We start from the raw sequence: 10560 nt of genomic DNA, 5'->3' as shown, positions 1-10560 counted from the left end.
GCGGCTGTGGGCCCCGCCCCCCCGCACAAGACCCCCCCCCCGCCGCCCACCCCCCGCCGCGCCGCGCCCCCGGGGGGCCCCCGCGGGGGGGGCCCCCCTTCAGTCCGTTTCCCCCGCCGGGTCGGCGGGGCCTCGGCGCGTCTTCTCCGCCGGGCCGGCGGGGCCCCGGTCCGTCTTCTTCGCCGGGTCGGGCAGGGCCCTCGTCATGCCCGGCAGGAAGTCCGTGAACAGCTCGTGCACCTCGTGGACGAGGGGCCGCAGCAGCCGGAAGCGGGCCAGTGAGACGCCGCGCGCCGTCAGACGCGCGCCGCGCTCGGCGAGCCGGTAGCTGCGCTCGCGGCTCTCGGTGCGGTCGAAGACCCAGTACAGGACGAGCCCCATCTGGGAGAGCCACATCAGCTCGGGCAGGACCTCGCGCAGTTCCTCGGGCACCTTGGTCTTCGCCCCGGCCAGCACTTCCCTGTGGACGCTGATCGCCTCACGGCGCGCGTGCTCCGACTCGGGGGAGAAGGGACTGAGGGGACTGTCCGGGTCGGCGGCGTTCTTGAAGAACTGCACGGCGAACTCGTGGTACGGCGTGGCGATGTCCAGCCATGCCTTCAGGACACCGCCGAGCCGGGCCTCCAGGTCCGTCTCGCGGTCCAGCACCTCCCGGACCGCCTCCTGGTGTTCGGCGGCGATCCGGTCGTAGAAGCCCTGGATCAGGTGTTCCTTGCCGGCGAAGTAGTAGTACGCGTTGCCGACGGAGACCCCGGCCTCCTGGGCGATGGCTCGCATCGTCGTCTTGTCGTACCCCCGTTCCTGGAAGAGCCGCATCGCGGTCTCCAGGATCAGGGCCCGGGTCTGTTCGCTCTTCGCCGGGCTCTTCGCCTCCTTGCCCGGGGACTTGGCGGGCTCGGAGGCCGCGCTGGGCTCGGCGGAGCCGATGGGGCCGGGGCTGTCTTTCGGTGCTGGCACGGCACGAGCCTAACGACTGGGAACCGTCGTACATCCGCCGCTGTCACAGGCGGGCGGCTCGAAGGTCCATCCGGCGGTCGGGTGGTAGCTCCAGCCGTCGCCCCACTCGTACGCGCCGCCGCCCCACCGCCGGGACGACTGCGCCTCGCGCCACTTGGCGGCGGCGAGGGTCGCGCCCCTGGCCAGCCTCGCACCCGTGGGCGTGCTCAGCCGGTGGGCCAGTGACCGGAAGTCGCGCAGCGCCCAGAGGGTGACGATCCAGGCGGCGGCTCCCTGGTAGACCTGTCCGGCGTCCCCCACGACGGTGATCTCGTCCAGGGTGGCGCGGTGGTCGAGCCGCGGATAGCTCCGGGCGGCCTCCTCCGAACCGGCCGGCACGAACCGCAGGGGTACGAGCTGCGCCTGCCCGGCGAGCCACTTCTTCAGGAACGCGCACAGCGAGCAGTGCGCGTCGTAGAGGACGGTGAGCCCGAGGACCGGGACGCGCGCGGCGTCCCGGTCCCGGGTGGCCGAGGCGGCGGTCACCGGTCTCACGCCCCGGCCGTGGGGGCGACCCAGTCGGTCGGCCGCACCGGCGGCATCTGCTCCCGCTCCATGACACCCCGCCGCCGGATCTTGTTGAGGGCGTAGACGTTGCCCAGGTGCATCACGCCGAGGACCAGCAGGACGACACCCAGCTTGGTCGACAGGGCCTCGAAGATCTCGCGGGCGTTGGAGATCTCGTCGCTCTGGTGCAGATAGAGGGCGACGAAGCCGAGGTTGACGAGGTAGAAGCCCACCACCAGCAGGTGGTTGACGGCGTCGGCGAGCTTCTCGTTGCCGTGCAGGACGTCCGACAGGAAGATCCGTCCGTTGTGGCTCAGCGTGCGTGCCACCCAGACCGTCAGCGCGATGCTGACCAGCAGATAGATGACGTATGCGACGACCGTGAGATCCATGTCCCCACCCCTTCTTGAACGCGTTCAAAACGCTGTCTGAGATGAATGTAGACCTCCTTTTGAACATGTTCAAGTCGGATCCGGGGTGAGCGGAGGCCCGGATCCGGGCCGGGCGGACACCCGGATTCGGGTCGGGCGGAGGCCCGGATTCGGGTCGGGCGGACGGCCGGATCCGGGTCGGGCGGACGGCCGGGGCTATCCCCGGACGCCGCGGGCCAGTTCGGGCCGTTTGGTGTAGTCGGTGAAGCCGATGACGTTGCCCCAGGGGTCCGCGATCTCGACGGTCCAGCCGGTGGCGCCGGAGAAGGGTTCGTCGAGGGCCGCGATGCCCGCGGCGGCCAGGGAGCGGGCCGCCGCGCGGGCGTCCGGCACCTCCACCCACAGCCGCGGCGACGCCCACGGCGGCGGCCGGTGGCCCAGCACCCCGTCCAGCCGCAGCAGCACCCCGGGCGTCTCCTTGCCCACCTTCAGCACGGCGATCCCGGCCTCGTCCAGCCGGAACGCCGACACGAACCCGGCCCGCTCGTAGAACCCCACGGCCTCACCGAGATCCCCGACGGGAAACAGCATGTTGTCGATCCCGAGCAACTCGCACGACTCGCGTGACACGTCATCTGACATGCCATCAGGTTAGGAGCGGAGAGAGGTACGACCTCGGAGGGCCGACCGCGGGCCGAACATGTGATCACCCGTTGAGGTGAAGCGACTCCCGTTCCCCCTGGGTACGCTGAACCGACAGGCGAGACTCCGGCCCATGGGAGCACTGATGAGCGCCGCATCCGAGGACGGGCTCGACGGCGAGCCGGCGTACCGCTGGCCGATCCCGCCCCCCGAGGGCTGGACCGCAGACGACCTCGACCGGATTCCGGGCCTCCCGCCGCACACGGAGTTGATCGACGGGAGTCTCGTCTTCATGAGTCCGCAGACCGCTTTTCACGGACGCTGCATGCGCCTGCTGGAGAACGCTCTCCTGGCGCAGGCGCCGGACCATCTCGACGTCATGCGGGAGATGACTGTCAGACTCGACAGCAAGAACAGGCCCGAGCCGGACGTCATGGTGTTATCCGCGGACGCGAACACCGGGCCCGGCCAGACCTGGTACCAGCCCGAGGACATCCTTCTGGCCGTCGAAGTGGTCTCGCCCGACTCCCTCGAACGCGACCGGGAGGTCAAACCCCGCAAGTACGCCGAGGCCGGAGTCCCGCACTTCTGGCGTGTCGAACAGGACGAGGACAAGGGCCTGCCCGTCGTCTACGTCTACGAGCTGGATCCGGCCACCAAGTCGTACGCCCTCACCGGAATCTTCCACGACCGGGTGAAGGCCGCCGCCCCCTTCGAGATCGACATCGACCTGACGGCCGTCGGCAGACGGAGGGGCGGTTCGGAGGCCGAGCCGCGGTGAGGCTTTCCGGCTGACGCCCACCAGCCGAGAGCGGACCCCGGCGCCGTGATGGATTGTCAGTAGGGGCTCGTACTCTCGGCCGTATGGGAATGGTGACGTTCGTCGACGAGACGACCAGTGGGGGGCGGGGCGCGGGCTGGGGGATCGAGATCGCCGAGGAGCGGCTCGCGGTGCGCGAGCTGATCCGGCGGCGGGTCTTCCAGGAGGTCGCCGAGTACAACGCGAGCACGCCGCGGGTGTTCCAGGGGCTCGTGCAGCCCGAGGACACCGAGCGCGTGCTGAACGGCTACGCGCTGCGTACGCCCCGCCGGATAGACCCGGAGGCACAGTGCGAGCTGGCGCTGCGGGCCTTCGCCGGGAACGGCTTCCTGGTGCTCGTGGGGGAGCGTCAGATGACCGGCCTCGACGAGGAGATCGAGCTGGTCCTGGGCACCGAGGTCACCTTCCTCAAGCTCGTCGCGCTGGTGGGGGGATGACGATGGCCGACACCAGGACGCATCTGGGGTGGATCCGCTCGAACGCGGCCGAGGGCAACATGGGAGGGCTCGCCACCGACCTCCTCAGGGCCGCGCTGGTCAACACCGGCCAATGGGGCAGCGGCTGGGGCGAGATCCTCGACCTGCTGAGCGCGCTCCCCGCCGACCAGCGGGAAAGGCTGGCCGGCGCGCTGGCGGAGGGCTATCACACGGTCGGCAGCAGATCGGAACCCCGCAACCACGTACTGACCATGCTCGCCGCCATCTCCCACGGCCTCCCGGAGTACCCGCTCGCCGACGAGCGGGCGACGCAACTCGAAGAACTCGGCCGGCAGAACACCGTCTGGTACGCGACACGGATCGACGTCCTGGCTGAGGCCGAACTGGCGGCCGGCCGCGACCTGGACCCGACCGTCGTCGCGGTTCTCCGCCGCACCGGCACGGACACCTACCGCCGCCAGTTCGTCGCGGACCTGCTGAAGAAGCTCACGAGCCCCGTCCTCAACGTCGGTGAGGAATGGGCCGAGCAGGCCATGAGCGACTCCTCCACACCCGACGAGCAGGCCCTGCTCACCCATCTGACGACCGCCACCGCCTCGAAGCCCTCCGCCAAGTGGGACCAGCGGGCCCGCGCCCTCGTCGAAGCGCTCGGCGCCGACCGGGTCCGCGACGCCGCGCTGTCCTGGCTCGCCCTCGTCGGCCGCCCCCGCACCCACCCGCTGGAGCTGCGGGGGTACGAGGCCGACATCAACAACGCCTACGACCCGTACAACGCCGACGCCCTGCGCGGCCTCGCCTGGCTGGTCTCCCTGCTGCCGCCGCACCCCGACACCGCACGGGCCCTCGGGGCGCTCGTCGAGACCTCCCTGAAGAAGGTCGCCGGACTGGGCCCGCGCAACCCGAAGGTCGCCAACGCCGGTGTGATCGCGCTGTCCCGCGTCGAAGGAGAGGCCGCCCTCGCCGAACTGGCCCGGCTGGCCACCCGGGTGACGTACAAGGCCACGGCCAAGATCGTCGACGGCTTCCTGGAGGCGAAGGCCACCGCCCTCGGGCTCACCCGGGAGGAGATCGAGGAACTGGCCGTCCCGGCGTACGGCCTCACCGGCGTCGGGCGGGCGCGTCACGAGTTCGGTGACAGCACCGCGCTCCTCGAAGTCCAGGGCTCACGCGCCGCGCTGAGCTGGCGCAACGCGAGCGGCAAGGCCGTCAAGAGTGTGCCCGCCGCCGTGCGGCGCGATCACGCCGAGGCGCTCAAGGAACTCAAGGCGGCCGTCAAGGACATCGACAAGATGCTCTCGGCGCAGACCGAGCGCCTGGACCGGCAGTTCCTCGGCCGGCGCACCTGGGCGTACGACACCTGGCGCGAGCGCTACCTGGACCACCCGCTCGTCGGCACCCTCGCCCGCCGGCTCCTGTGGACGGTCGACGGCACACCGGCCGGGTTCGCCGACGGCGAGCTGCGCACCCTCGCCGACGACCCGGTGAAGGCGGGCGAGGAGGTCACCCTCTGGCACCCGGCCGGCCGTGAACCCGCCGAGGTCGTCGCCTGGCGGGACTGGCTGGAGCGCCACGAGATCACCCAGCCCTTCAAACAGGCCCACCGTGAGGTCTACCTCCTCACCGACGCCGAACGCGTGACGGGCACGTACTCGAACCGCTTCGCCGCCCACGTCGTGCGCCAGCACCAGTTCAACTCCCTCGCCGCCGCCAGGGGCTGGCGCAACAAACTCCGCCTCTGCGTCGACGACGAGGCGCCCCCGGCCACCCGGGAGCTGCCACGGTGGGGGCTGCGCGCCGAGTACTGGATCACCGGAGACGGCGAGTACGGCGACGACACCACCGAGTCCGGCAGCTATCTGCGGCTGCACACCGACCAGGTGCGCTTCTACCCGATCGACGCCCCGCGGAACTCGGCGCACTGCTACGGCGGCGAGTACCGCATGTGGCTGCGCGACGGCCGGGACCCGGTCGAGCCGCTGCCCCTCACCGACATCCCGCCGCTCGTCCTGTCCGAGGTCCTGCGCGACGTCGACCTGTTCGTCGGCGTCTCCAGCGTCGGCAACGACCCGACCTGGCAGGACGGTGGCCCCGGCGGCCGCTTCCAGGAGTACTGGACTTCGTACGGCTTCGGCGACCTGACCGAGACCGCGCAGACCCGCCGCGCCCTGCTCGACCGGCTGATCCCCCGGCTGGCGATAGCCGACCGCTGCACCCTGGAGGGCCGCTTCCTGCACGTGAAGGGCGAGCGGCACACGTACAAGATCCACCTGGGCTCGGGCAACATCCTGATGAGCCCGAACGACCAGTACCTGTGCATCGTCCCGAAGTCCGCGGCGGGAGGCCCCCGGGCCGGCTATCTGCCCTTCGAGGGCGACGGGATGCTCGCGGTGATCCTCAGCAAGGCGATGCTGCTCGCGGACGACCTGCGGATCACGGATCCGACGATCCTCAGCCAGCTCTGACCCGGACCCGCCGCACGCCCAAGGCCCGCTCCAGGACACGCCGAAGGGCCCAGCTCCGGGAGAGGAGCGGGGCCCTTCGGACACGGCGGAACGGCCGTCAGATGCGGCGCGTGATCAGCGCGCGCTTGACTTCCTGGATCGCCTTGGTGACCTCGATACCGCGCGGGCAGGCGTCCGTGCAGTTGAACGTCGTGCGGCAGCGCCACACACCGTCCTTGTCGTTGAGGATCTCCAGGCGCTGCTCTCCGGCATCGTCACGCGAGTCGAAGATGAAGCGGTGGGCGTTCACGATGGCGGCAGGACCGAAGTACTGGCCGTCGTTCCAGAACACCGGGCAGGACGACGTGCACGCGGCGCACAGGATGCACTTGGTCGTGTCGTCGAACCGCTCGCGGTCCTCGGCCGACTGCAGACGCTCGCGCGTCGGCTCGTTGGTGTCCTTCGAGATGAGGAAGGGCATCACGTCGCGGTACGCCTGGAAGAACGGGTCCATGTCGACCACGAGGTCCTTCAGCACGGTCAGGCCCTTGATGGCCTCGATCGTGATCGGCTTCCCGGGGTTGAGGTCCTTGATCAGCGTCTTGCAGGCCAGCCGGTTCTTGCCGTTGATCCGCATGGCGTCCGACCCGCAGATGCCGTGGGCGCAGGAGCGGCGGAACGTGAGCGTGCCGTCCTCGTCCCACTTGATCTTGTGCAGCGCGTCGAGGACACGCTCCTTGGGGTCGATCTGGATCTGGAAGTCTTCCCAGACCGACTCCGCCGAGACCTCCGGGTTGAAGCGGCGGATGCGGAACGTGGCGGTGATGTAGGGGGAGTCGGCGAAACCGGGCTCGGGTGCGCCGGCCGCGTCCGCCTTGTCCAGAGTGGGAGTAGCCATCAGTACTTACGCTCCATCGGCTGGTAGCGGGTCTGGACGACCGGCTTGTAGTCGAGACGGATGGACTCGGTGCCGTCGTCGCCGACCTCGCGGTACGCCATGGTGTGGCGCATGAAGTTGACGTCGTCGCGGTTCGGGTAGTCCTCGCGGTAGTGGCCGCCGCGGGACTCCTTGCGGGCGAGCGCGGAGACGGCCATGACCTCGGCCAGGTCGAGCAGGTTGCCCAGCTCGACGGCCTCCAGCAGGTCCGTGTTGAACCGCTTGCCCTTGTCCTGGACCGAGACGTTCTTGTAGCGCTCGCGGAGTTCCGCGATCTTCTCCACGGCCGTCTTGATCGTCTGCTCGGTGCGGAACACCATCACGTTGGCGTCCATGCACTCCTGGAGCTCCAGGCGGATCGCGGCGACCCGCTCGGTGCCCGTGGAGTCGCGCAGGCGCTCGACCTGGGTGACGACCTGCTCGGCCGGGTTCTCCGGCAGCTCCACGTAGCCGGCCTTCGCCGAGTACTCCGCGGCCGCGATGCCGGCCCGGCGCCCGAAGACGTTGATGTCCAGCAGCGAGTTCGTGCCGAGGCGGTTGGCGCCGTGCACGGAGACACAGGCGACCTCACCGGCGGCGTACAGGCCCGGAACCACCGTGGTGTTGTCCGAGAGGACCTCACCCTGGACGTTCGTCGGGATGCCGCCCATGGCGTAGTGCGCGGTGGGCTGGATCGGGATCGGGTCCGTGTAGGGCTCGATGCCGAGGTAGGTCCGCGCGAACTCCGTGATGTCGGGCAGCTTGGCGTCGAGCTGCTCCGGCGGGAGGTGCGTGAGGTCGAGGTAGACGTGGTCGCCCTCGGGACCGCAGCCGCGGCCCTCACGGATCTCGGTGTAGATGGAGCGGGACACGACGTCACGGGACGCGAGGTCCTTCATGACCGGCGCGTACTTCTCCATGAAGCGCTCGCCGTCCTTGTTGCGGAGGATGCCGCCCTCACCGCGGGCGCCCTCCGTCAGCAGGATGCCCATGCGCCAGATGCCGGTCGGGTGGAACTGGAAGAACTCCATGTCCTCCAGCGGCAGCCCGCGACGGTAGACGGCCGCCTGGCCGTCACCCGTCAGGGTGTGCGCGTTGGAGGTCACCTTGAAGAACTTGCCGGTGCCGCCGGACGCGTAGATCACGGCCTTCGCCTGGAAGACGTGGATCTCGCCGGTCGCGAGCTCGTAGGCGACGACGCCCGCGGAGTGCTTGACCCCGTCGACCTCGACGAGGAGCTGGTCGAGGACGTAGAACTCGTTGAAGAACTCCACGCCCTCCTTGACGCAGTTCTGGTACAGCGTCTGGAGGATCATGTGACCGGTGCGGTCCGCGGCGTAGCAGGACCGGCGCACCGGGGCCTCGCCGTGGTTGCGGGAGTGACCGCCGAAGCGGCGCTGGTCGATCGTCCCGTCGGGCGTCCGGTTGAACGGCAGGCCCATCTTCTCCAGGTCGAGGACCGAGTCGATGGCCTCCTTCGCCAGGATCTCGGCGGCGTCCTGGTCGACCAGGTAGTCACCGCCCTTGATCGTGTCGAAGGTGTGCCACTCCCAGTTGTCCTCTTCCACGTTGGCGAGCGCGGCGGCCATGCCGCCCTGCGCGGCGCCCGTGTGGGAGCGGGTGGGGTAGAGCTTCGTCAGCACGGCGGTGCGGCTGCGCTTCGTCGACTCGATGGCGGCGCGCATGCCGGCGCCGCCGGCGCCGACGATGACGGTGTCGTACTTGTGGATCTTCATGAGTGGTTGCCTCAGCCCCGTGCCTAGCGGATGTTCGGGTCGAAGGTGAAGATCACCAGCGTGCCCAGCAGGATCGTGAACACCGTGGCGGTGTACAGCAGGCCCTTCAGCCACAGGCGCGTGTTCGTGCGCTCCGCGTAGTCGTTGATGACGGTACGCAGGCCGTTGGAGCCGTGCAGCATGGCCAGCCACAGCATCGCGAGGTCCCAGGCCTGCCACCACGGGCTGGCCCAGCGGCCGGCCACGAAGGCGAAGCCGATCTTGGAGACGCCGCCGTCGAGGACGAGCTGGATCAGCAGATGGCCGAGGACCAGGACGACCAGGACGATGCCGGACAGGCGCATGAAGAGCCAGCCGTACATCTCGAAGTTGCCGCGGGTCGACTTCGGGGTCTTCTTGGTGCGCTTGCGCGGGGCCTCGATGAAGGGGGCCGGGTTGTCGACGCTGTAGGCCGAGAAATCTCCGGAGCCTTCTACGGGGCCGATTCCGGAAGCGGCGGTGTCAGTAGTGGACATCTGCGTCAGCTCCCGAATACTTCGCGGAATGCGTGACCGAGGACGGGGTAAAGGGCCCCGAACATCAGCACGACCCAGATACCGACGACGGTCCAGAGCATCTGCTTCTGATAGCGCGGGCCCTTGGACCAGAAGTCGACGGCGATGACACGCAGGCCGTTGAGCGCGTGGAAGAGAATGGCGGCCACGAGGCCGTATTCCAGCAGCGCGACGATCGGCGTCTTGTACGTGGCTACGACCTTGTCGTAGTCCTCGGGGGAGACACGGACGAGAGCGGTGTCCAGCACGTGTACGAACAGGAAGAAGAAGATGAGGACGCCGGTGACTCGATGAGCCACCCAGGACCACATTCCTTCCCGGCCGCGGTACAGCGTTCCAGCCGGCACGGAAGAACCCTCCGGGAGCGGGGATTGGGGCCGCGCCGGCTTCTCTGTCGGTCGGGCCCGGCCAGGTACGGTCCACCGGCCCTGGCCATCGTAGCGACGTGTTGTCGGAACGCTTACAGCGGCCCTATCAATGTGATCAAACTGGCAATCAATCAGGCACGTTCGGGCTATTCCGGGCGCGGCGTGTCGGCGGGTCGTGCCCCGTTGGCGAACTGACGGACGAGCCGGGTGAGCCGCCCGCGGGCCAGTCTGCGCAGCTCGTCGGCGGTGATGACCCGCTCCTCCTCCGGGTCGTTCGCCAGGCGTGACCGGATGCCGCCGAGGACCTGGTCGAGGGCCTCGCCGGGAGAGAACGCGTCCAGACAGATGACGAACACATGTCCGAATCTGCTCTCGTACGCGGCGTGCGCGGCGCTCAGCGCGGTGTGGGCGGCGGAGTACGCGCCGTCCGGGAGCGGTGTGAGCGATTCGCCGGCCAGGGCTTCGGCCAGGTCGGCGGGGGTCAGGTCGTACGCCGCCTCGTCGGCCGCGGCCAGCAGGGCGCCGAGATCCGGGTAGGGGCGGTGGTCGGCCAGACGGTGGACCCAGCGCAGGCTGCGGCAGCAGGAGAGCAGGGCGTGGGTGACCTCTCCGGCGGGTGCGGAGTTGAACCCGTCGAGGCGGACCGGGGACGGTTCCGCGCTCTTCTGCTCGGGGAGGGCGACCTGGCCGGGGAGGCGTGGGAGACGGTGAGACGTCAGCGTGGGTCCTCGGCGTGGGGGTGGGACGCGCGACGTCCGGTGAGCGTGACGTG

The 10560-nt window shown here is 69.6% G+C and carries 12 protein-coding genes; 3 read left to right on the top strand and 9 right to left on the bottom strand.

Features of this window, described 5'->3' with window-relative positions; all coding sequences use genetic code 11:
- Positions 1-99 precede the first annotated feature (99 nt).
- The 4 genes from ACFXGX_RS21265 to ACFXGX_RS21250 form a co-directional block, all read right to left on the bottom strand.
- Positions 100-816 carry a TetR family transcriptional regulator gene (locus tag ACFXGX_RS21265; RefSeq protein ID WP_384793500.1) on the bottom strand — a complete coding sequence of 239 codons (717 nt, stop codon included), beginning with the start codon at positions 814-816 and terminating at the stop codon, positions 100-102.
- 150 nt (positions 817-966) lie between these two features.
- On the bottom strand, positions 967-1491 hold the full coding sequence (locus ACFXGX_RS21260; RefSeq protein ID WP_384793395.1) for a thiol-disulfide oxidoreductase DCC family protein: 525 nt from the start codon (positions 1489-1491) through the stop codon (positions 967-969).
- On the bottom strand, positions 1488-1895 hold the full coding sequence (locus ACFXGX_RS21255) for a hypothetical protein (protein WP_355759692.1): 408 nt from the start codon (positions 1893-1895) through the stop codon (positions 1488-1490). Before ACFXGX_RS21255 ends, ACFXGX_RS21260 begins: the two co-directional genes overlap by 4 nt.
- A gap of 195 nt (positions 1896-2090) precedes the next feature.
- Complete coding sequence (locus ACFXGX_RS21250; protein ID WP_384793392.1) at positions 2091-2516, bottom strand: VOC family protein; 426 nt, start codon at positions 2514-2516, stop codon at positions 2091-2093.
- 145 nt (positions 2517-2661) lie between these two features.
- Here ACFXGX_RS21250 and ACFXGX_RS21245 point away from each other — a divergent pair, with 145 nt between their 5' ends.
- From ACFXGX_RS21245 to ACFXGX_RS21235, 3 genes are all read left to right on the top strand, one after another.
- Positions 2662-3297, top strand: a complete 636-nt coding sequence (locus tag ACFXGX_RS21245; protein ID WP_384793389.1) for a Uma2 family endonuclease — start codon at positions 2662-2664, stop codon at positions 3295-3297.
- An 83-nt stretch (positions 3298-3380) separates the two neighbouring features.
- Positions 3381-3773 carry a hypothetical protein gene (locus ACFXGX_RS21240; RefSeq protein WP_384793386.1) on the top strand — a complete coding sequence of 131 codons (393 nt, stop codon included), beginning with the start codon at positions 3381-3383 and terminating at the stop codon, positions 3771-3773.
- Positions 3770-6235, top strand: coding sequence for a DUF4132 domain-containing protein (locus ACFXGX_RS21235; RefSeq protein ID WP_384793383.1), 2466 nt, complete (start codon positions 3770-3772; stop codon positions 6233-6235). Before ACFXGX_RS21240 ends, ACFXGX_RS21235 begins: the two co-directional genes overlap by 4 nt.
- Before the next feature lie 97 nt (positions 6236-6332).
- Here the strand turns inward: ACFXGX_RS21235 and ACFXGX_RS21230 are convergent, their stop codons facing one another.
- From ACFXGX_RS21230 to ACFXGX_RS21210, 5 genes are all read right to left on the bottom strand, one after another.
- Positions 6333-7112: a succinate dehydrogenase iron-sulfur subunit gene (locus ACFXGX_RS21230; RefSeq protein WP_384793380.1), complete on the bottom strand. Its 780-nt coding sequence runs from the start codon at positions 7110-7112 to the stop codon at positions 6333-6335.
- Positions 7112-8866 carry a succinate dehydrogenase flavoprotein subunit gene (gene sdhA / locus ACFXGX_RS21225; protein ID WP_384793377.1) on the bottom strand — a complete coding sequence of 585 codons (1755 nt, stop codon included), beginning with the start codon at positions 8864-8866 and terminating at the stop codon, positions 7112-7114. Before sdhA ends, ACFXGX_RS21230 begins: the two co-directional genes overlap by 1 nt.
- A 23-nt stretch (positions 8867-8889) precedes the next feature.
- Positions 8890-9381: a succinate dehydrogenase hydrophobic membrane anchor subunit gene (locus ACFXGX_RS21220; RefSeq protein WP_355759680.1), complete on the bottom strand. Its 492-nt coding sequence runs from the start codon at positions 9379-9381 to the stop codon at positions 8890-8892.
- Between the two features lie 5 nt (positions 9382-9386).
- Positions 9387-9767 carry a succinate dehydrogenase, cytochrome b556 subunit gene (sdhC, locus tag ACFXGX_RS21215; protein ID WP_355759678.1) on the bottom strand — a complete coding sequence of 127 codons (381 nt, stop codon included), beginning with the start codon at positions 9765-9767 and terminating at the stop codon, positions 9387-9389.
- A gap of 167 nt (positions 9768-9934) precedes the next feature.
- Entirely contained in the window at positions 9935-10507 is a 573-nt protein-coding gene (locus ACFXGX_RS21210; RefSeq protein WP_384793498.1) for a 2-oxo-4-hydroxy-4-carboxy-5-ureidoimidazoline decarboxylase, read from the bottom strand.
- Positions 10508-10560: the final 53 nt, after the last annotated feature.

It is taken from the genome of Streptomyces sp. NPDC059371 (genome assembly GCF_042751995.1).
In the GTDB taxonomy this organism is placed as follows: domain Bacteria; phylum Actinomycetota; class Actinomycetes; order Streptomycetales; family Streptomycetaceae; genus Streptomyces.
This window is presented reverse-complemented; position numbering and strand designations above follow the sequence as displayed.

Excerpts from the sequence above, each read along its gene's own strand:
- ACFXGX_RS21265 (WP_384793500.1), bottom strand. The coding sequence starts at position 816 with ATGCGGCTCTTCCAGGAACGGGGGTACGACAAGACGACGATGCGAGCC.
- ACFXGX_RS21255 (WP_355759692.1), bottom strand. The coding sequence starts at position 1,895 with ATGGATCTCACGGTCGTCGCATACGTCATCTATCTGCTGGTCAGCATC.
- ACFXGX_RS21250 (WP_384793392.1), bottom strand. The coding sequence starts at position 2,516 with ATGTCAGATGACGTGTCACGCGAGTCGTGCGAGTTGCTCGGGATCGAC.
- ACFXGX_RS21245 (WP_384793389.1), top strand. The coding sequence starts at position 2,662 with ATGAGCGCCGCATCCGAGGACGGGCTCGACGGCGAGCCGGCGTACCGC.
- ACFXGX_RS21240 (WP_384793386.1), top strand. The coding sequence starts at position 3,381 with ATGGGAATGGTGACGTTCGTCGACGAGACGACCAGTGGGGGGCGGGGC.
- ACFXGX_RS21235 (WP_384793383.1), top strand. The coding sequence starts at position 3,770 with ATGACGATGGCCGACACCAGGACGCATCTGGGGTGGATCCGCTCGAAC.
- ACFXGX_RS21230 (WP_384793380.1), bottom strand. The coding sequence starts at position 7,112 with ATGGCTACTCCCACTCTGGACAAGGCGGACGCGGCCGGCGCACCCGAG.
- sdhA (WP_384793377.1), bottom strand. The coding sequence starts at position 8,866 with ATGAAGATCCACAAGTACGACACCGTCATCGTCGGCGCCGGCGGCGCC.
- ACFXGX_RS21220 (WP_355759680.1), bottom strand. The coding sequence starts at position 9,381 with ATGTCCACTACTGACACCGCCGCTTCCGGAATCGGCCCCGTAGAAGGC.